General features: G+C 43.9%; 17 protein-coding genes. 9 read left to right on the plus strand and 8 right to left on the minus strand.

Annotation, left to right across the window (positions count from 1 at the left end; all coding sequences use genetic code 11):
• Window positions 1-206 precede the first annotated feature (206 nt).
• The 6 genes from trxA to bchM form a co-directional block, all read right to left on the minus strand.
• Window positions 207-557, minus strand: a complete 351-nt coding sequence (gene trxA / locus MAS10914_RS0122605; RefSeq protein WP_017318226.1) for a thioredoxin — start codon at window positions 555-557, stop codon at window positions 207-209.
• Window positions 558-736: 179 nt separating this feature from the next.
• Entirely contained in the window at window positions 737-2110 is a 1374-nt protein-coding gene (gene egtB / locus MAS10914_RS0122610) for an ergothioneine biosynthesis protein EgtB (RefSeq protein ID WP_017318227.1), read from the minus strand.
• Window positions 2085-2873 carry an ergothioneine biosynthesis protein EgtC gene (egtC, locus tag MAS10914_RS0122615; protein WP_017318228.1) on the minus strand — a complete coding sequence of 263 codons (789 nt, stop codon included), beginning with the start codon at window positions 2871-2873 and terminating at the stop codon, window positions 2085-2087. The genes egtB and egtC overlap by 26 nt, the downstream gene beginning before the upstream one ends.
• A 567-nt stretch (window positions 2874-3440) precedes the next feature.
• Window positions 3441-3821 carry a DUF423 domain-containing protein gene (locus tag MAS10914_RS0122620; RefSeq protein ID WP_017318229.1) on the minus strand — a complete coding sequence of 127 codons (381 nt, stop codon included), beginning with the start codon at window positions 3819-3821 and terminating at the stop codon, window positions 3441-3443.
• A gap of 30 nt (window positions 3822-3851) precedes the next feature.
• Window positions 3852-4343, minus strand: coding sequence for a hypothetical protein (locus MAS10914_RS0122625; protein WP_017318230.1), 492 nt, complete (start codon window positions 4341-4343; stop codon window positions 3852-3854).
• A gap of 445 nt (window positions 4344-4788) precedes the next feature.
• Window positions 4789-5472 (minus strand): magnesium protoporphyrin IX methyltransferase, encoded by a 684-nt coding sequence (gene bchM / locus MAS10914_RS0122630; protein ID WP_017318231.1) that lies wholly within the window; start codon window positions 5470-5472, stop codon window positions 4789-4791.
• A gap of 75 nt (window positions 5473-5547) precedes the next feature.
• Here bchM and MAS10914_RS34555 point away from each other — a divergent pair, with 75 nt between their 5' ends.
• Entirely contained in the window at window positions 5548-5796 is a 249-nt protein-coding gene (locus MAS10914_RS34555; RefSeq protein WP_156818220.1) for a hypothetical protein, read from the plus strand.
• A 48-nt stretch (window positions 5797-5844) separates the two neighbouring features.
• Here the strand turns inward: MAS10914_RS34555 and nagA are convergent, their stop codons facing one another.
• Complete coding sequence (gene nagA / locus MAS10914_RS0122635; protein ID WP_017318232.1) at window positions 5845-7086, minus strand: N-acetylglucosamine-6-phosphate deacetylase; 1242 nt, start codon at window positions 7084-7086, stop codon at window positions 5845-5847.
• A 105-nt stretch (window positions 7087-7191) separates the two neighbouring features.
• Here nagA and purE point away from each other — a divergent pair, with 105 nt between their 5' ends.
• From purE to MAS10914_RS0122670, 7 genes are all read left to right on the plus strand, one after another.
• A complete protein-coding gene (gene purE, locus MAS10914_RS0122640; protein ID WP_026082748.1) occupies window positions 7192-7716 on the plus strand; it encodes a 5-(carboxyamino)imidazole ribonucleotide mutase in 525 nt (174 codons plus the stop codon).
• A gap of 871 nt (window positions 7717-8587) precedes the next feature.
• Complete coding sequence (locus MAS10914_RS0122645; protein ID WP_017318235.1) at window positions 8588-10201, plus strand: ammonium transporter; 1614 nt, start codon at window positions 8588-8590, stop codon at window positions 10199-10201.
• A gap of 526 nt (window positions 10202-10727) precedes the next feature.
• Complete coding sequence (locus MAS10914_RS0122650) at window positions 10728-12104, plus strand: ammonium transporter (RefSeq protein WP_269635073.1); 1377 nt, start codon at window positions 10728-10730, stop codon at window positions 12102-12104.
• Between the two features lie 43 nt (window positions 12105-12147).
• Entirely contained in the window at window positions 12148-12987 is an 840-nt protein-coding gene (locus tag MAS10914_RS0122655) for an SGNH/GDSL hydrolase family protein (RefSeq protein WP_017318237.1), read from the plus strand.
• Window positions 12988-13247: 260 nt separating this feature from the next.
• Entirely contained in the window at window positions 13248-14456 is a 1209-nt protein-coding gene (locus MAS10914_RS0122660; RefSeq protein WP_026082749.1) for a 4-hydroxy-3-methylbut-2-enyl diphosphate reductase, read from the plus strand.
• Between the two features lie 156 nt (window positions 14457-14612).
• On the plus strand, window positions 14613-16736 hold the full coding sequence (locus tag MAS10914_RS0122665; protein WP_017318239.1) for an NACHT domain-containing protein: 2124 nt from the start codon (window positions 14613-14615) through the stop codon (window positions 16734-16736).
• 687 nt (window positions 16737-17423) lie between these two features.
• Window positions 17424-18857, plus strand: a complete 1434-nt coding sequence (locus MAS10914_RS0122670; protein WP_017318240.1) for a carotenoid oxygenase family protein — start codon at window positions 17424-17426, stop codon at window positions 18855-18857.
• Window positions 18858-18934: 77 nt separating this feature from the next.
• Here the strand turns inward: MAS10914_RS0122670 and MAS10914_RS0122675 are convergent, their stop codons facing one another.
• Entirely contained in the window at window positions 18935-19537 is a 603-nt protein-coding gene (locus MAS10914_RS0122675; RefSeq protein ID WP_017318241.1) for a hypothetical protein, read from the minus strand.
• A 285-nt stretch (window positions 19538-19822) separates the two neighbouring features.
• Between MAS10914_RS0122675 and miaB the strand changes: the two genes are divergently transcribed.
• Entirely contained in the window at window positions 19823-21193 is a 1371-nt protein-coding gene (gene miaB, locus MAS10914_RS0122680; RefSeq protein WP_017318242.1) for a tRNA (N6-isopentenyl adenosine(37)-C2)-methylthiotransferase MiaB, read from the plus strand.
• Window positions 21194-21275: the final 82 nt, after the last annotated feature.

The raw sequence follows: 21275 nt of genomic DNA on the forward strand, positions 1-21275 counted from the left end.
TCTTACCAAAAATAGCCGTGTAGTGAATGACACGGTTAATTTCTCTCAAAGACCTCTAGAATATTTCAAGCTGAGGTTTTATGTCGTCTTGCTCCAGAGATGATAGATGACACACCTTTACACAGTTTTATCGATAGCAATGCCGTGCTGCTCTTCCCGTAGTGCAGAGATGGATCTTACCTCATATACATGATTTAGCGTTGAAGTTAGAGGTAATTTTCCAAAGTTTTGATCAGAGCGTTTTTAGGAACAGCTCCTACAATCATGTTAACTAGTTGAGCTTCCTGAAAAATCATCAGGGTGGGAAGACTGCGGATACGATACTCGTCGGCAAGACTGAGATTTTCGTCCGTATTAACTTTAACGACTTTCACAATACCTTGGTATTGCTTTGCCACTTGCTCGACAGTATAATTCACCATTTTGCACGGACTGCACCAAGGAGCAAAAAAATCAACTAAAACAGGAATCATACTTTCAAGGACTTCTTGCTCAAAAGTGGAGCCTGTCACTTGTGTGATTAAGTTGGCTTTGCGAATACTTGGGAATGATGACATATCTAGATACTCTTGCCGAAAGAGTGTTTGTTAAAAAAAGCCAGCAATTTAGCTCATAAATTTAAGGGGTATAGTTTGAGATTAAACTTAACAAAGTAACAAACTAGGGACAAAATGAAGAATTTTGCCTACAAGTGCTATTTATAACATTTTATTCAGTATTCACACTATTGATTTGATCAGGAAAGGAAATTGGTACTTGTAGCACAGCGAAACCCTGCCAAAATCTGGCGCACACCAGGCTGATACCAGTTGCGAAAACTAGAACGCAGTACCCAAGGACGAGTTGCCCAGCTGCCGCCTTTTAAAACACGGTGCTGCTGGTCAAAATAAACTTGCGAGTACCCTATGTAAGGGTAATACTGGAAGCCCTTGTAACCATCAAACCAGGAAGCCGTCCATTCCCAGACATTTCCTAAAGCATCGTACAAACCATAGGCACTTTGCCCAGTAGGGAAAGTATCTACAGGCGTTGTTCTTTCCATAAAATTATCGTGGTTACAAAGCTCGAGTGTTGGTTGTTCATTCCCCCAAGGATAGATGCGGCGACGATTAGCTTTTGCATCCCAACTGACTGCTTTTTCCCACTCCGCTTCTGTAGGTAACCGCTTACCAACAAACTGCGAATAGGCTTGAGCTTCGTACCAACTGACACCGTACACTGGGTGATTATCCCAAGCTGGATTGTTGCACCAGTAGAGCGGTTGTGTCACCTGCTCAGTTTGTAACCATTCCCAACCAGCTTTAGACCACCAGCGAGGATTTTGATAACCTCCCGCTTCCATGAATGCCAAATATTGCCCACAAGTCACAGGGTAGCGGTCAATACAGTAAGTATCTAAGTATACAATATGCGCTGAACGTTCGTTATCCAAAGCATCAACTGAGCTGTCACCCATCTCAAATTCGCCCCCAGGAATTTCTATCATCTCGGTAAAAGGGGGAGTGGAGGTTAGGGGAGGACGCTTCCGTGCTGCGGGAAGCTCTGTTGTAGACGCCTGGAGGACAACTTCCCCTGGGTTGGTAAGTCTGTGTCGTTCTCTTGGGGGAGAAGTTATCTGATACTCTTGTCTCCTTGGGGACAAGGAGAGTTGTCTTCTCTCCTGCTTGCCCAATTCCAATAAAAATGTAATAATTTCACTGTGTTGGCTTTCGTGCTGAAGTATAAATTGCCAAAGACGCTCTTGCTGCTTTAAATCGGCTAGTTCTAGGTAATCCAAAACTTTTGCTCTGACTGTGTCGAGGTAATGAAGCGTTTTCTCTAATGTTGGTAATTTGACGCGATCGCACTTAGGTAAACCATTAGCGGCAAACAGCTTACGATATTGCGGGAACAAACACGGTAAGTCTGCACTGTGCTCTAGCAGCCACAAAGACTCGGTATAGGCAATATGCCCCAAATGCCATCCAATTGGGCTAAAGTCGGGATGAGCCTGAGCGCAAAAGGTTACTTCGTCGATACCTACAAACAAGGCAAGAGTTTTAGCGCGACACTGGTGGAAGTTACAAGAAATTGTTTCTTTTAAACTAGATTGGCTCAATTCTGATATCACAGTCTTCTCCAACACTGATAATGCTATTTTCAGAACAAGGAATCCAATTTCCAGCAAATAGTGGTTCCGACGCAATGATTACGGACTTGGGGAAAGTTAAATCGTCGCGTAGCCAGTAAAGAGAGGGAGCAGGTGATTGTGTGCTAAAACGAGAAGCAATGAGGCGATGTCCATCACTGATGATGACATTGACAGAGACATAGGTTTGATAACGTTGCGCTAACTCTTGAAGCTTCAGCAAGCTTATGTGTAGAGCCTGCTCTAGACTTTTACCAGGATTAGCTTGCCATTGGTTGAGCAGCAAAGCAAAAATATGTTCAGAGTCTGTCGTTCCCTTTATCCACTGGTAAATTTCATCGTTTAACAGGCTCCGTATTGGTCTGTAGAGTGTTTGCTGAAATTTGTCAATTCGACCATTATGAATGAATAACAGACGCTGGTACTGAAAAGGCTGAGAGTTACTAAAATCAAGTGCTTGACCTGGTGTTGCGCTACGAACATAGGCAAGTGTACACCCTGACTCAATGTAACGGCTGAGGCTTGGCAGGTTAATGTCATTCCAAATGGGTAGTGTACTTTTGTAGGTAAATGGTTCAGTGTCTTTTTGAAGATGATACCACCCAACACCAAAGCCATCAGCATTTACTACCCCAGAGTGCATTTCGCGGGGTTGATAGCTTTGAACGACAAGGGAGTGCTCAGGTTTGTACAGCAGAGGCTCCAAAGAAACAGGTGAACCGAGGTAAGCAAGTAATCGGCACATAAAAGGTATTGGCGCTCCATTGTATAAAGATTAAACTTTTAAGGTGAGATTTTCCTGAATTTGGGATAAATTTCCGCTATATCGACGCTTTTTCTCCTCACTTTGCAAAAATTCTGCCTCTCCATACTTTACAAAAGTTCACATGATTTTGGCGTCATACTTTTGTGTGGTGGTTAGGGAGTAGGTGAGGTGGATATTGGTAATACTTTTAATTGATAACTAACTAACTAATGGCTAATGACAAATGACTAATTATGTAATATATGAAGATTTAAACTGAGGATTTTAGATTTTAGGAGCCAATTAATGTGACTAGAGTTAAACAAATTACCCGCACTAGGTTTAATAAGTGTGAGGTACTAGGAGTCCCGGAAGTGTGGCGATGGAATGGAACTCAGTTAGAAATCCACTTACTTATTGATAATAAATATAGCAATCCTATTTGAGTTGTGAGATTTTTCGTGTTCGCGCAGCGTCTGCGACAGGAGAAGGCTGTCCTTTATGAGACGAATTATGAATTGTAAAGTATGAAATTTTGTATCATTCATAATTTACAATTCATAATTTTTATGATTTCAAACTCCAAGCGGCAAAAGCTAAAGCACCCCAACCTGCAATAAATGCTGCTCCTCCCAGTGGCGCAATTGCTCCTAAAGACTTAACACCACTTAAGCTCAGAGCATATAAGCTACCTGAGAAAATGGCAATACCAATGATGAACAGCCATCCACTTGCTAAAAGGGTAGGCGGAGGTGACTCGATACGACTCAGGAGTAGTGCCACGACTAGCAGTGCTAGAGCATGATACATTTGGTAACGAGCGCCGACTTCAAAAATTTCTAAGGAACGCTCACTTATTCTCTCCTTTAAAGCATGAGAGCCAAAAGCACCTGCGGCAACAGATAAACCACCTAAAATGGCGGCTATGCTCAAAAAAATCTGCATCATGGGGTTAGACAATTTTTGCCAAATTGCTCTTTAAACATAAAAATCGTAAGAGATTCCCCCCTCTTCACTTACCTTAAAGTTAGCATTGAATAATTTAGCTTGCTCATCGAGATATTGCCTTGCATCTGCTGGTGGTAGCTGTGACTGCATAGCAAAGCTTAAAAGAGTGATGCGCCCATTATTTTCTTGAATCATGCGATAAAAGGTGGATTGCATCTGGTCGTTTGCCTGTGCTTTTATCGCCTTTGTTTCCTGCTGACTTTGACGGTATACTCCCAATGCTAGCCATACTCCCAGTACTGATGTAGGTACACCAAAAATTAGACCATGCAATGCAGTGTTATCCAGTACATTAATGGCAGCTTCATTACGAATATCTAGAACATGTTCAACTGATCTCCAATTTGGTATAGTATCCTTCTGCATATCATTTTTCTGCATGACTGCGGAGGCTGATAAAGATAGAAACATGAATCCGAGTGTAAGCAACCAACCCGCAGCCAATTTTTCAGCAGTCTTCATAGTTGTATTTTTCTGATTTAAACCTTGCTTGTGATTCTAACCTCACTTTCCAAGAGCTTCCAATGGGAAAAGGGTGTGGGAAAACAGACTACGGAGAATTTTAGGACTTACGCAAGTGCCATATTTTTTTCTTTGGAGGTTGTCCAGAGTCAAAAGTCACGCATTCCAAAAACCTTGATTTTTGACCCTTGACCCTTGACTCTCATACCAGAAAATATGTGTGCCAGTTGCGTAAGTCCTGAATTTATCAAACACACTCCTCGTGTTTGGTGTATCCCCGTGTCCTCTTCGTTTCCCCTACACTCTACCCCCAACCGACTTATAGCGCTTCTCACTGGAATGAAGTACAAATTTATCTGTGTGCATCTGTGTCCATCTGTGGTTCATTATTTCTTTGTGTACCTTACCCAATTGCAAAGCGCTATATCATGTTGGGATTTTCACTTTACTGGCGTGTTGCTTCCAATAAGCGAGAGAAATAAAAGCGAGTTCGAGTCATAGACTGGCGTTGCACACTAAAGCCATTTCTTGCCAAAATTTTCACTACATCAGCCTCGCGGTGCAAATAAGCGCGAGTCGCTTTACTAGCACCTGGAAAGAAACTACCTATTTTCTTTAACAAACTCAAGGCAAAGGTTTTCGGTGCAAAACTGAGAATGAGGCGTGAGTGTGCTAAAGAACAGAGGTGAGAAATCATCTCATCTGCTTTTTGCTGAGGGTAATGGATGAGAACATCCAAGCAAATCACTGTATGGTAGCTACCGCTTAACGTTTCTAAGTCCTGTACAGCAAATGTAGGATTTTCAGTACCTACGATTGTTAAGGCTCTTTCCTTGCCTTCTTCTACCATTTTTTCAGAAATATCGCTGGCGTAGACCTTTGCTCCAGCTTCCGCCAAGGGTATGCTGAGACTACCCACACCGCACCCAGCATCGCAGATTGATAGACCTGCCAAATTATTATCAGCTTTGAGCCAGCCTAATACCGTATCCACTGTTTGCTGGTGTCCATTGCGAATATCTAACTGGACTTTGTTGACTTCACCATCACCGTAGATTCGTCTCCAGCGGTCAAAGCCAGTGGAATTGAAATATTCTTTTACAATTGTTTTATCGTCGGTTACGTTCATGAAACTTAATTTTCAAGGTTCCCCAATCCATAAAATTACCATGTGTGCGAATCCCAGTAACGGAATATGTGGCAAATGAGTTATCTGTCAAACCCACAATTAATCTATGAATTTTGGAACCACAGATGGACGAGCCAGCGCCTTGCGGGGGTTCCCCCCGTTGTGGCGACTGGTGTACAGATAAACACAGATAATTCAACGGACACTTGCACACCACTTGTGGGACTCGGGGGAAAACCCTTTCGGCAGTTCCTCCTGGGGGAAACCCCCAAGACCGGACTGCCTCACCACGGCAGTTTCCTCATCTGTGTCCATTTGTGTTAATCTGTGGTTTGATTTCCATCTTATTGACTTTTGCAACAGGTCTATTCTTTATTCGTTGCTGAAGAACAACCGCTGCCATGAAAGTTCTTTTGTAGATTCATCCAAATGCCAACGCAATAGCTGACTTGCAGAAGCACCAGAGAGAATTGCCGATAAACTGATTGCACTTCGTGGTGCAATAGTAGCAAGTGCGATTGCTCTTTGTACGTCACATATTCCCCACTTCACTAAATTTTGCACACCCACCAATAAAGGTAAAGTCGTCCCCGATAAAGTTCCATCTGGGAGGCGTGCAGTTCCATTCTTCACTTCAATCTGCCGATTATCCCAAGGATACACTCCATCAGGCAATCCCAGAGGCGCAAGGGCATCACTGACAAGGAAAAGCCCTTGTTCGGGTATCTCCCCTTCGTTGTTTTGAGAAAGGGGAGGAGTGCTGGCGCGTAGTAAAATTTGCAGCATTGTTGGCGAGACGTGCTGACCATCAGCAATGAAACCACACACAACACAAGGATTGACAATTGCTGCTCCCAATAAACCAGGTTCACGGTGGTGTAATGGTGGCATAGCATTAAAAGCATGAGTCACCATTGTTGCACCTAGTTCAAAAGCACGTTGCGCCTCTGCTGCTGTGGCTTGGGAATGTCCTAGACTCACAGTGATACCTAAAGAACGCAAATAAGTTATCACTTCACCAGTTGGATCTAACTCTGGTGCTAGGGTCATGACTTTCACAACATGGGCGTAATTGCCCAAAACTCGCTTGACTTCTTCGAGCTTGAGTGGTAATAGGTATTCGGCTGGGTGCGCGCCACGCTTTTGAGGATTCAAAAATGGTCCTTCTAGATGCACTCCGAGAATTTTGGCACTACCTGTCTCGCCATATTGAGAGGGGTTCATAAAATCAGCGATGACAGCAAGCGCACGCTGAATATTTTCTACCGAAGTTGTAACCAGGGTAGGTAAAAAAGCGTCTACCCCCGCATCCCACAAAAATTGACAGATGTTTACGAGTTGGTGAGCATTTTCCCCTGATAAGTCGGGAAATGCCAATCCCAACGCGCCGTTAATTTGCAAATCCACACCACCTAAGGAAATCCAGTCGCCACCAACATCCAACACTTGCAAGTCAACAGGCGGAACCCGCTTGAGGAGTTTAGACATTGGCAGGATTTGCTCAACTATGCCCTGTGGGTTAACTGAGAGCATCTGCAAATCTGTGTAACTGGGTACTCGAGCGTTGATAATGTCTACATGAGTACCAATGGGGCTTCGTGTTGCTTCGGTCATCACGTCAGCAAGAAGATAGTTCAATCTGACCTGATTTTAGAGGCAATCGGCGATGATCAATCAAAAATCGCGTACTCCCCCAACTTCCCCCACTCCCCCACTCCTATGACTCTTATCGGCATCATTATGGGTAGCGATTCGGATTTACCAACCATGCAAGGTGCGATCGCAGTTTGTGAAGAATTTGGTGTTGCCACAGAGGTAGCAATTATCAGCGCCCATCGTACTCCAGAACGTATGGTGGAATATGCCAAATCTGCTCACCAACGTGGCATTAAGGTCATTATCGCTGGTGCTGGTGGTGCTGCTCATCTTCCAGGAATGGTAGCATCTTTAACCCCGCTTCCTGTTATTGGTGTTCCTGTTCCTAGCCGTCACTTACAAGGTGTTGATTCGTTGTATTCAATAGTACAAATGCCTGCTGGTATACCAGTGGCGACTGTTGCTATAGGTAATGCTAAAAATGCTGGTCTTTTGGCGATACAAATTCTGGCAACTCATAAACCGGAATTATTAGAGAAAGTACAAAAGTATCGTCAAAGCTTGTCAGAAACAGTAGTGGCAAAGCAAGCAAAACTAGAACAACTTGGCTATGAGCAATATCTCAGGAAAATGCAATCAGCAGAGTAATTTGAGTCAAACTATCTACTTTATCAAGGTTATCTGTGAATGACAACTTATGATTTTTTTAATAATGTTTGACTATTCTACATTCTTATTGAGGAATAGCTACAAAGTAACAAGAGTACTTAATTTGAAAGCTTAGAAAAAAAACTGTATTGAAAATTACAGAATGTCAAGATCGCTAATTTTCTTTCTTCGTATTGATTTTTTTATATTCTTTAGACATCTCCAGAAATTAATTGTGTGTTGTCCATAACTCTTGTAGAGACGCGCCATGGCGCGTCTCTACATTGTTTTTCACCAGATGTCTTTTAGTTTTGAAGAAATATTTATAGGTGCTTTGGAATATAGTTGAAGAATGATAACGGCTCAGTATTAAAGCCTTCCTGTTCAGGACGTAAAAACCACCAAGAAGAGGTAAAAAGAAGAATGTAATAGCAAGGAGAAGAAAACTTGTTATTTTGCTGGTTAAATTTTGACTTTTTCGCGAAAACCACTCATTATGCGTCACTAAAGACTGTTGCCGTGATAACGAGACACTTTAGAGGCTATCTTGCGAGGATGAATTGACTCCTTGGAGTATTTACTCCTTTAAAAGATAATTCTTAAAGAGCTAATGAAGTAGACTTGACTGTTTCGGAAAGTACATAATAATTTTTTAAGAATATTCCCATACAGAGGTAGCATCAGTTTCATGACTGTTAACTAGGTGATTTGATATTCTGATTTTCAAACAACCGTTTACTGATAATGAAAATCAGTTAGTTTAAGCAGACAGCTAGCCTGAATCACAAATATCAAAAACGGCTTGTTTAGGTTCAGGCGTTAACTATTCATACTCAACGTGTTTTTCCGATTCAGGATGGTTGAGAGCAAGATGATAAAAATCACAAACAAAAACAAATCAAGAAAAAAAAATAGGCAGCGTTCACCAAAATTGCTAGGTAATGCAGCACAATATAGCTCAAGTGTCAAGAAATTGAATGTTGTCATAAAGCGGTTGTCTCCTAGCTGGCAAGCCTGTATCCCCATAGCTTGTCTAATCGTATTGGCATGGGGTTGTGCAGCAGTGGCTCAAACCCCTGCTCCAGCAGGACCAACCACAGCCGAACTCAAAGTTGCGATTGACACTCTTTGGGTAGCGATCGCCGCATTTTTGGTGTTCTTTATGAACGCCGGTTTTTGTATGTTGGAAACCGGCTTCTGTCGCCAGAAAAATGCTGTCAACGTTCTTGCTAAAAACCTGATTGTATTTGCTCTCGCCACCGTTGCTTTTTGGGCGATTGGCTTTGGCTTGATGTTTGGCGATGGCAATGGGTTTATTGGATTGAATGGGTTTTTCCTCCAAGGTGCAGACAACAGTCCCGCAACAGCAGATGCATATAAAGGCGTTTTCAGCGCTCTGAAATGGGCTGGCGTACCACTGGCTGCGAAGTTTTTATTTCAGCTCGTGTTTGCCGGAACAGCAGCAACGATTGTTTCTGGCGCGGTTGCTGAACGAATTAAGTTTGTTGACTTCTTAATCTTCAGCCTTTTACTTGTTGGTATTGCCTACGCCATTACCGGACACTGGATTTGGGGTGGTGGTTGGCTAGCACAAAGAGGTTTCTTCGATTTTGCTGGTTCTACAGTCGTTCACTCTGTGGGTGGCTGGGCAGCTTTGATGGGTGCAGCATTCCTCGGACCACGTATTGGAAAATATCAAGATGGGCAAATCGTTGCCTTGCCTGGTCACAACATGAGCATTGCCACCTTAGGGTGTTTAATTTTGTGGTTGGGCTGGTTTGGTTTCAACCCCGGTTCAACAATGGCTGCTGACGCGAATGCCATTACTCACATTGCCTTAACTACCAACTTAGCAGGTTCTGTTGGTGGTATTGCTGCTACAGTGACAGCTTGGTTGTATTTAGGCAAGCCAGACCTTTCGATGATTATTAATGGTATTTTGGCTGGCTTGGTTGGTGTTACGGCATCTTGTGCCTACATCACTCTCGGCAGTGCTTTCATCATTGGTCTAATTGCCGGAATTTTGGTCGTTTTCGCTGTCACCTTCTTTGACAGAATCCGTATTGATGACCCAGTGGGAGCGACCTCAGTTCACTTGGTGTGCGGTATCTGGGGTACTCTGGCAGTGGGACTGTTCTCTGTTGGTCCTGGTGTAGCAAAATTCCCCTGGTATACTGACGGTCTTGGTCCTGCCAAGGGTTTATTCGCAGGAGGTGGCTTGGGACCATTCTTTGTTCAGTTGCTTGGTGTTCTCACCGTTGGTGGGATAACCGTTCTCCTCAGCACCATCTTTTGGTTAGCACTCAAGGCAACTTTAGGTATCAGAGTCTCACCAGAAGAGGAGATTGAAGGCTTAGATATCGGCGAACACGGTATGGAGGCTTACAGCGGATTCCTTAAAGAAGCTGGCGCTAATGGATTTACCGAATCAGGTAGCCATAGTACTGGCGTTTCGCGTACAGGAGATTTACCCACAACTTTATAAGTTTTCAGTCGTTAGATTCTCCTACTGATTATTAAGAAGAACACAGAACACAGAACTCAGTAATCAGAATATCCCCACGGATGGAATCCGCTTGATTTGAACGAGGAAAACTTCTTTTTTTCCACGAATCAATTCGCTTGCTTGCAACCAGTTCTCACAGAACCAGAACTCTTAATAAAGCCACGCAGAAAACGCGTTTAACATTCTGAGTTCTGTGTTCTGACGGATGATTCTTTCTTGGTCATACTATATACCCGCCCTCTTCTACTGTTGCCTTTCATAGAGGGGGCGGGTCTTTTACTGCGGTTTTCTGTACTGTATTGCTTTGTTGATATACACAAAATCATCAATCTTGACAACGATAAAAAGTAGTATATTTTTTATTAAACTTTCCAGTAAGTCAAAATTTCGTAACATTTCATACGGAATAAGAGTATTAAACAATGCTCAAATCTATATACCTAACAAACTAGTTGGTGCTTCGGAACAAAAACAAGTGTTGAAAAAAGTTTTGATCATTGGGGTTATGACCCTACTACTTCTGGGTGGACCCTTGATGGGCAAGGTCTTCGCTGCACCCAATGATGTTAACGCGGCGATTTCTAATGCTCAAACGGCTGCTGATACAGCGTTTATGCTGCTCTCATCTGCCTTGGTGCTGCTGATGACACCCGGACTGGCGTTTTTCTATGGTGGATTTGTGCGATCGCGCAACATCCTCAATACCCTGATGATGAGCTTTGTACTGATGGCAATTGTAGGCGTTACCTGGATTTTATGGGGCTATAGCCTCGCCTTTGCTCCAGGGAACGCCATCATCGGTGGATTGCAGTGGTTTGGTTTGAATGGTGTCGGATACGAAGTCACCGATTATCTCAAGGGGTCAAATCCCGCTGAGGTGCTTTCCTATGCTCCGACTATTCCCCATCAGGCATTCATGATTTACCAAGCCATGTTTGCCATTATCACCCCAGCACTGATTTCTGGGGCGATCGCAGAACGGATGAGCTTCACCGCTTACTCTTTGTTTGTCTTGCTGTGGTCAACATTTATTTACAGCCCCCTTGCCCATATGGTTTGGGCTAAAGGTGGATTGTTAGGCTTATATGGTGGCTGGGGTGCGCTTGACTTTGCTGGCGGCACAGTCGTCCACATTAGTTCTGGCGTTTCTGCTCTCGTAGCCGCGATCGTCCTCAAACCTCGCAAAACCTATCCTGACCGTCTCAGCCCTCCTCACAATGTTCCCTTCATTTTGCTGGGCGCAGGCTTGCTGTGGTTTGGCTGGTTTGGCTTCAACGCTGGTAGTGCCTTGGCTTCTGGTGCATTGGCAACAGCCGCTTTTGTTGCCACTAATACTGGTGCGGCAGCAGGGGCTCTAACCTGGCTGATTCTGGAAAAGGCATTGCGCGGCAAACCAACGGCTGTTGGGGCAGCTACAGGAGCAGTGGCAGGTTTGGTGGGCGTTACCCCAGCAGCAGGATTTGTCACGCCAGTGGCAGCAATCTTAATTGGTAGCATGACTGCTGTTGTTTGCTTCTATGCCGTTAGCTTCAAGCACAAGTTGCAAATTGATGATGCCTTAGATACATTTCCCGTGCATGGCGTCGGCGGTACAGTGGGAGCGATTCTCACAGGCATCTTTGCTACCACAACAGTCAACTCTGCAGGGAAAAATGGCTTGTTATATGGCAATCCAGGTCAGATGATCACACAAATCGGAGCAATTGTTGTTGCCTACATCATCGCTGCGGTTGGGACCTGGATCATTTTGAAACTTATCGATGTCACAGTTGGTCTGCGAGTCAAAGAAGAAGCTGAATTCCAAGGCTTGGATATCAACGAACATGGTGAAGAAGGTTACAACGAGGAGTTCGGAGAGCGCGTCAATCTCAGCAGCAAGTAGTAGGATTTGATCTGAGTCAAAGATTTGGTAAGTCTAGCCACTCGTGTCTAATCCTGCAAAAACCTTTCCAATCTGGGCATTTTTCTCTCTACTAACCAACATTGTTCTCATGTTAGCGATCGCCCTGCTCATTTATCGACAGCAGGGATTGACCGCTTTTTTTGCGACAGAAACTTCCCCTGCACAACTCAAGCCCGACAGTCAAGGTCAAGCTGTTACACCTGAGTTAGGTTCGCGTCACAAACTGAATTATCAGCAATGGGTAGACGTTCTTAGACAAGAAGCCAAAGTAGCTGCCCAAAAGCGACCTCAGCATTTAACAATACTGGTGGGAGATTCTTTGAGTCTGTGGTTTCCTGCTGAGTTATTACCCCAAAATAGAACTTGGTTAAATCAAGGACTTTCTGGGGAAACTAGTACAGGATTATTAAAAAGATTAGAATTATTTGACTCCACCCAACCAGAAACAATTTTTGTGATGATTGGCATCAATGACCTGATTCGAGGGGTCAGTGATGAGACAATTTTAAAAAATCAGCGGCAAATTATGCGTTATCTCAAAAAGGTGCATCCACAGACGCAAATCGTTGTGCAGTCGATTTTGCCGCATGGAGGAGAAGACGCAACTTGGGAAGGGCGAGAAAAACTTTTGGAGATTTCCAATAGTCGTATTCGCCGATTGAACCAGAAATTGCAAGCGATCGCCCAAAAAGAAGGCGTGAAATATTTAGATTTGTATCCGTTGTTTGCTCACAAGCAAGGTCTTCTGCGTCCTAAACTCAGTACTGATGGGTTACATCTAAATTCACAAGGTTATCTGGTTTGGAGTTCTGCTCTACAGTTGTATAGTCAAATGCAACTGCAAGCACAGCGTGTTCGCTGACCAAGACTGGGGGTATAGGGGTTTAGGGGTGTATGGGTGTGGGGTGTATGGGTGTAAGTGAAAAAAATAATTCACATGGATTAGTTTGTTCGCTTCTTCCCCCTACACCCCCTTACACCCTTACCCCCTTACACCCCTGATTGTTGACGCGCACAGGGGAAGACACGGGGACGCAAAGAAGCAAAACATCTCCGTGTCCTAATTTGCGTCTTTGCACGAGACAATAAAAAATGGCAATTTCAGACGAAAAAGAAAAAACAATGGATACCAAAGCTTTTAAACGTTCTCTGCAACATTCAGAAAATTACCATCGTAAAGGATTTGGTCATCAAGCAGAAGTTGCGACTCAGTTGCAGTCTGAGTATCAAAGCAATTTGATTCAGGAAATTCGCAATAACAACTACACTCTGCAAAGGGGAGATGTCACCATCCAGCTAGCGCAAGCCTTTGGGTTTTGTTGGGGTGTAGAACGTGCTGTAGCGATGGCTTATGAAACTCGCAAACACTTCCCCACGGAACGCATTTGGATTACGAATGAAATAATTCACAATCCTTCTGTCAATCAGCGGATGCTGGAAATGGAAGTAGGATTTATCCCCGTTGAAGGAGGTAAAAAAGACTTTTCTGTTGTCGAGTCTGGTGATGTTGTTATTTTACCAGCTTTTGGGGCAAGTGTTCAAGAAATGCAGTTGCTGAACGAGAAAGGTTGCAAAATTGTTGATACAACTTGCCCTTGGGTTGCTAAAGTTTGGAATACTGTTGAAAAGCACAAAAAAGTCGATTACACATCAATTATTCACGGTAAATATAAGCACGAAGAAACTGTTGCTACGAGTTCCTTTGCTGGGAAATATCTGATTGTGCTAAATATGCAGCAAGCAGAATATGTTGTTAACTATATTTTGAATGGAGGAAACCGGGAGGAATTCTTAGCAAAATTCAGTAAAGCTTGCTCCGCTGGATTTGACCCCGATAAAGATTTAGAACGGGTAGGTATTGCTAACCAAACCACAATGCTCAAAAGTGAAACCGAGCAAATAGGGAAACTGTTTGAGCGGACGATGATGCAAAAGTATGGTCCCACTGAATTGAATAACCATTTCCAAAGCTTCAATACCATTTGTGATGCAACCCAAGAACGCCAAGACGCAATGTTGGAGTTAGTACAACAAAAAGTAGACTTAATGATAGTCATTGGTGGGTTTAATTCATCGAATACCACACAGTTGCAACAGATTGCAGTAGAGCGAGGAATTTCTTCTTATCACATCGATAGTGAAGCGCGAATTCTATCAGGAAATCGCATTGAACATCGGGAATTAGATGGCAATTTGAAAGTCACAGAAAACTGGTTGTCAGATGGGGAAATTGTCGTCGGAATTACCTCTGGTGCTTCTACGCCAGATAAGGTTGTAGAAGATGTGATTGACAAGATTTTGGAATTGAAGGCGACAGCGGCGGTGGTTTAATACCGAGTTGCGTTCATAGCTGCAACTACCCCCCGCCCCTCTCCTTGCTAAGGAGAGGGGTGCCCGGAGGGCGGGGTGAGGTTTTTGAATTCAACTTAGTATAAGCGTTAAAATTATAACAATTAAGTTTTCATTTATTAATTCGCCCATATCCTTATGACAGGCGCTGAACCATTAATCACAGGATTACTCACTCAAGCAGTTAGTGGTGTAGCTGTCCCCATTTTCCAGACTATCTGGGGAGGCGGAGGTAGGGTTCTCGGTCTTTTTGGTAAAAACTTGGATGAACGAATCCAACACATCAAGTTTGTATCTCAGCAGTATGAAAAGAACTACAAAGAGCGTCATGGCATCCTGAAAGTATTAGGTATGCGGCAGCCTGTGGAATTAGAATCGGTGTATACTGCTGTGCAATTTTTGGATGATCAGGCTCTCCGTAGTTTTGAATCGATTGATACTTTAGCAGAGGGTTATCGCCAAGCTCAAAAACGGAGTTTTCAGACGCAAGATTGCGTAAAAAAAGATGGACTGAAAGTTGCTAATGAAAAGCAATTCTTGATGGTACTTGGTGGACCAGGTGCAGGTAAATCCACATTTTTACGACGGATGGGACTGGAAGCACTCAAGGGGAAGAAAAAGGCATTCAAGCATGAATGTATCCCGGTTTTTATTGAATTGAAAGGCTTTGCTTCTAGCGAAATCAATATTGAACAAAAAATTGCTGAGGAGTTTGGTAATTGTGGCTTTCCCACACCTGAACAATTTACAACTAGGGCGTTAGAACAAGGCAAATTACTGGTTTTGCTGGATGGACTAGATGAAGTACCCACAAAGAATATGAATGAGGCTATTCGCCAAATTCAAAACTTTGTTGACCGCTACGATCAAAATCGCTTTATCGCTTCTTGTAGGGTAGCAGCTTATCGCCACAATTTTCGCAGGTTTACAGATGTCGCAATAGCAGACTTTGACGACGTGAAAATTGAAAACTTTATTAACAATTGGTTCCGAAGTGAACCAAATACAGGTAAAGACTGCTGGGAAAAACTAAATAGCCCTGAACACACAGCAGCAAAAGAGCTAACTCAAACACCATTATTGCTGACATTAATATGTTTACTTTATCAACGTTCTCGCAAATTTCCTACAAACCGAGCGACACTTTATGAAAGAGCATTGCGAGTTTTATTAGAAGAATGGGCAGCGGAAAAAAGCATTCCTCAAGAAGACCTTTACAAGGGTCTGGATACTAAACGTAAGGAAATGATGCTTTCGGAAATTGCCCATGATGCTTTTCAAGAAGACCGCTTATTTTTGCCGCGTCGGGAAATTGCCGACAAAATTGAAAACCTGCTGAAGGAAATGCTACCCGATGAGAAGTTTACTCGTGGGGAAGATGTTCTCAGGTCAATTGAAGTACAACATGGGGTCTTAGTAGAACGGGCAGAGGGTATTTACTCATTCTCCCATTTGACACTGCAAGAATATTTAACAGCACAATATATTGATGACCATCGGCAAGTTGAAAAATTGGTGCGTGAACACCTAACTGATGAACGTTGGAAAGAAGTGTTTTTACTTGTGGCTGGTTTAATGCCCGGTGGGGCAGATGAGTTGCTGTTGGCGATGGAAAAAGAAGTTCAAAAGTATATCAATACTTCTAAGTTGCAAGACTTACTGAGATGGGCAGAACAGGAAACTGCTGGATCGCAAGGGGATATTAAACCTGTGGGCAAACGTGCGATCGCCTACGCCTACGCCTACGCCTACGCCTACGCCATCGCCATCGCCATCGCCTACGCCATCGCCATCGCCATCGCCTACGCCATCGCCATCGCCATCGCCATCGCCAACGCCATCGCCATCGCCATCGCCAACGCCAACGCCAACGCCAACGCCAACGCCAACGCCAACGCCAACGCCAACGCCATCGATGAGTTTATTAAGCAGGCGAAACATTTGGAAAATATAAAAATTTTCAAAGCTGTCAACTTCTCAGTGCTGATTGCCCGACTCACAGAACTTAAAGCTCAAATTCCTGATGATAAACAGCCTCAAGAACTGCGCCGAGCATTTTTTAAACGCCTGCTACAAACTTGGCTTGATGCATTTCATCTTACCTTAGAAATGGTCAATTTATCTAAGCAAGAATTGCAGGCACTAGATAATTATTTTTACGCCAATTACCTGATCATCCAATGCAAAGAAGCAGCAGTGCGGGTGTCGCCCAAAACCTGGGAAGATATTGAGGAGCGAATGTTGTTAGTTCCGGGCAACTAAAAACACGAACGTCTGCTCAGAACTGCTAAATCTGCCAAATTGGCAACAACTTGGATAAGGGAAAAGTATTATTTCACTTAGTCATCTTTAGTTTGACGACTTATACCAAGCCCAGCTTTTAGCTGGTGCTTTTTTATTTTTTGTTAGTCTAATCGCAGGCAGATGATCAAGGCTTTTTTATAAGGCTATCACGCAAAGCGTAGTCTTAGAGGCGTTAGAGCAAAGTCCAGCGCCGCAAGCGATGATCGCTATCACCTGATCGACAGACGCAAATCAATGCGATCGCGCCCGTTTCTCGGAATCATCCTAGTTGATACGTAACAGCCCAGCCCCTGATTATACAGGGGCCTTTTTTTTAACACCAAATGTGCTCCATCTGTGCTGGTCATTATTTTTGCTCTTGAGCGAGTTTTTTGACAATACCAAAAGGCTGAAAAGATTTGAAAAAAGATTGACTCAGTCTTGACGGCAATATTTGAGACAAGATCTAAATAGCTATGGTTCCTTACTGGTGCGTTTGTAGTTAGCACGAAGAGCGCTAAAGCACTTACTACAAATTAAAACGCTGTACTGAGTGCCTGTGTGGTTCAACATAACTTATCCCTTGGGAAGAGGTATTGTAACGAAATTGCAATAACAATCAAGTTTATGTAATGCTTTATTCGTTGACACAGCTTTAAACTCCTAATGCACACACTTGAGAAAAAGTCAACTAAAAACACCTGGGCAAAAGCCCTTGCCCAACCCGCAAAGGAATTCTCCCCCACTCAACTGCAAATTCTCTCTGGCAAAATACCTGAAGGCTTACGCGGTACACTCTACCGCAATGGTGTGGCGCAGCTAGAGCGCGGTGGTATCGGCGTGGGACACTGGTTTGATGGAGACGGTGCAATTCTTGGTGTGCATTTTACCGATGCAGGTGTAACTGGAGTTTATCGTTACGTACAAACGGATGGTTACAAAGAAGAAGCAGCAGCAGGTAAACTGCTTTATGGCAATTATGGCATGACTGCACCGGGACCATTTTGGAATAAATGGCTCAAACCAATTAAGAATTCTGCTAATACCTCAGTGCTGGCGTTACCAGATAAATTACTAGCACTTTGGGAAGGCGACAACCCCCACGCCCTCGACTTGCAAACGCTCCACACTTTGGGCAAGGATGATTTAGGAGCGTTGAATAATGGATTGCCTTATTCCGCTCATCCCAAAGTTGACCCCAAATCTGGCTCGATTTTTAACTTTGGCATTTCTCCTGGATTGAATGGGGTACTAAATATTTACAAGAGCGATTCTACAGGTCAAGTTCTGCAAAAAACCTCGTTTGAACTTGATGGTTTCCCTTTGATACATGATTTTGTCCTAGCTGGGCAATACCTAGTGTTTTTCCTTCCTCCACTGCGATTAAATGCCCTACCAGTGTTAAGTGGATTTAGCTGCTACGGTGATTCTTTTGAGTGGAAACCGCAGCTAGGGACTCAGTTTCTTGTCTTTGACCGCGAAACTCTATCTCTGGTCAGCCGTGGCGAAACTGAACCTTGGTATCAGTGGCATTTCGGTAATGGATACGTAGATGATAGTGGATTGGTTATTGTCGATGTCGCGCGCTATGAAGACTTTCAAACCAACCAATATCTTAGGGAAGTAGCAACAGGCGAGACTCACACCCCAGCTGTGAGTACACTATGGCGAGTACAGCTTGACCCTAAAGCGGGTCAGGTACAAGCAATTCAGGAAATCATGGATCGCCATTGTGAATTTCCGATTGTACCACCGCAAGACCAGGGATACAGGACTCGCCATACTTATCTCACCGTGCATCGCCAAGGGGTGGATAATAGGAAAGAGATATTTGGGGCGATCGCCCGTTTCGACCACAAAACTGACACCCTCACCATTGCTGACTGCGGCGAAAATCGCTATCCCTCGGAACCTATATATGCCCCAAATCCTCAAAATCCTGAACAGGGATGGATAATCACAGTTGTCTACGATGGCAATTCTGATAGGAGTGAAGTTTGGGTGTTTGATGCCGATAAGCTAGATGAGGAACCCCTTTGCAGATTAGGACTACCCAGCGTTATTCCTCACAGCTTCCACGGTACTTGGAAAGGAGCTTAATGTTTGCCAAAATATGGGGAAAACTTCCTTGATACCCAAACGAAGCAACGAAGAAGTTTTCCCCATCAAACTACTATCTACTTTCTAGTAATGTAGAGGGAACCACTGTTAGAGGAACCGAGAGAACCAGAACTGGAAAGATTTGCAATCAAGTTTGTGTTATCCAAAGTCACGCTACCCGATACCTCAGCGTCACGATAGGCACCGGCGGAGCGATAATTTGAGGTGTAACCTGGTCCTTGAGAGTGGCTGTGGTAGTTGCCACGATATGTATCACCTGTACCCGTCCACGTCAAATCTACGTCTGCGGTTTTGGTATTCCCTGAGGAATAATCAGTGACTGTGAAGGTGCCTTTCAAAGTGGCAGATTTCAGTGAATTGTTGATTGTGAAAGTTGCACTTTGACTAGACCCATAACCAGACGACCCTGTTCCGTTGCAGTAGTTATAGTTGGAATAGTACAGGTTAGCTTCTTTTTGGGAAGTTGGAGCGCCTGGTTCACTCTTGGTGATATTGTCAAAAGCATAAACATAGACGGAGGTCGAGCTACAGCCATCATACTGATAAAACGAGGCAGAAGCGTTCTCCCCCTTGAATTGGTATTGGTCTGTGGTAGCGGCTAGTGCTGGAAGACTAAGGCTAACCAAGGTCAAAGCGGCTCCAAATATTGCTGTTTTCATCGTTTTTCTCGATCTCCAGATTCCAACTGAGATACAACCTGTAACTGCACAAGTTTGGCACAACCTAATCTAAGTAGTGTGAAATTTGTACAAAGATTACGTTTATTTACGTAATATTCCACCACAGCCTCCGCGTCCCCGTGTCTATCTTCACCGACAATTTTGGGTGGTCGAGTAGTAGCGCAGGCTGGCTGAATGAGCAGGCTGCCCTATCAAACCAGATAGATGAGAAAAATTTATAATTTATCAAGGTAATACGCTATTTATTCTTCTGTATAGTTAACCATGACCACTTCACCCCGTCGCTATCACATTACTACCTTCGGTTGCCAGATGAACAAAGCCGACTCAGAGCGGATGGCTGGCATCTTAGAAGACATGGGCTTTGAGTGGTCAGAAGACCCGAATGATGCAAATGTCATTCTTTACAACACTTGCAGTATTCGGGATAATGCTGAACAAAAAGTATATTCTTATCTCGGTAGACAAGCGAAACGTAAGCACGAGCAACCAGACCTTACCTTGATTGTTGCAGGTTGTGTTGCCCAGCAGGAAGGCGAAGCATTGTTGCGGCGCGTGCCAGAATTAGACATGGTGATGGGACCACAACACGCCAACCGCTTGAAAGATTTGCTACAACAAGTGTTTGATGGCAACCAAGTTGTCGCAACTGAGCCAGTCCACATTATGGAAGATATCACCAAGCCGCGACGAGATACCACTGTGACCGCTTGGGTGAATGTGATTTACGGCTGTAACGAACGCTGCACTTACTGTGTCGTTCCCAATGTACGAGGTGTTGAGCAATCTCGTACACCAGAAGCAATTCGGGCAGAAATGGCAGAACTAGGGCGACAAGGTTACAAAGAAGTTACCCTACTGGGTCAAAATATTGACGCTTATGGGCGGGATTTACCAGGAGTGACGCCACAAGGTCGCCATCTGCACACCTTGACAGATTTGCTTTATTATGTACATGATGTGCCCGGAATTGAGCGGATTCGGTTTGCGACATCTCATCCGCGTTATTTCACCGAACGCCTAATCAAAGCTTGTGCAGAATTACCCAAAGTGTGCGAACACTTCCATATCCCCTTTCAATCTGGGGATAACGAAGTATTAAAACGGATGAGTCGGGGTTACACTCACGAGAAATATCGCCGGATCATTGAAACAATTCGGCAGTATATGCCGGATGCATCAATTAGTGCTGATGCTATTGTGGGTTTCCCAGGAGAAACAGAACAACAGTTTGAAAACACTCTGAAACTGGTAGAAGATATTGGCTTTGACTTATTGAATACAGCCGCATATTCGCCACGTCCGGGAACACCAGCAGCGGTGTGGGATGAACAATTGAGTGAAGAGGTGAAGAGCGATCGCCTGCAACGGCTCAATCATCTCGTTAATATTAAAGCAGCCGAGCGATCGCACCGTTACATGGGACGCATTGAAGAAGTGCTGGTAGAAGACCAAAATTCCAAAGACAAAACTCAACTGATGGGACGCACTCGTGGAAATCGTCTCACCTTCTTCATTGGGGATATCAAGGAATTGAAAGGTCAGTTGATTAAAGTAAGAATTACCGAAGTTCGTGCTTTTAGTTTAACGGGTGAACCCGTGGAAGTGCCGGAAGCTGTATTAATTCCTAGCTGAACTGCACAAGCGAATTCATGCACAGTCGTCCAGCGCAAACCTCATTCGCTGTCTCCAGTCATGATAAGTATAAGAAGTATTA

Source organism: Mastigocladopsis repens PCC 10914 (assembly GCF_000315565.1).
Taxonomy (GTDB): Bacteria; Cyanobacteriota; Cyanobacteriia; order Cyanobacteriales; family Nostocaceae; genus Mastigocladopsis; species Mastigocladopsis repens.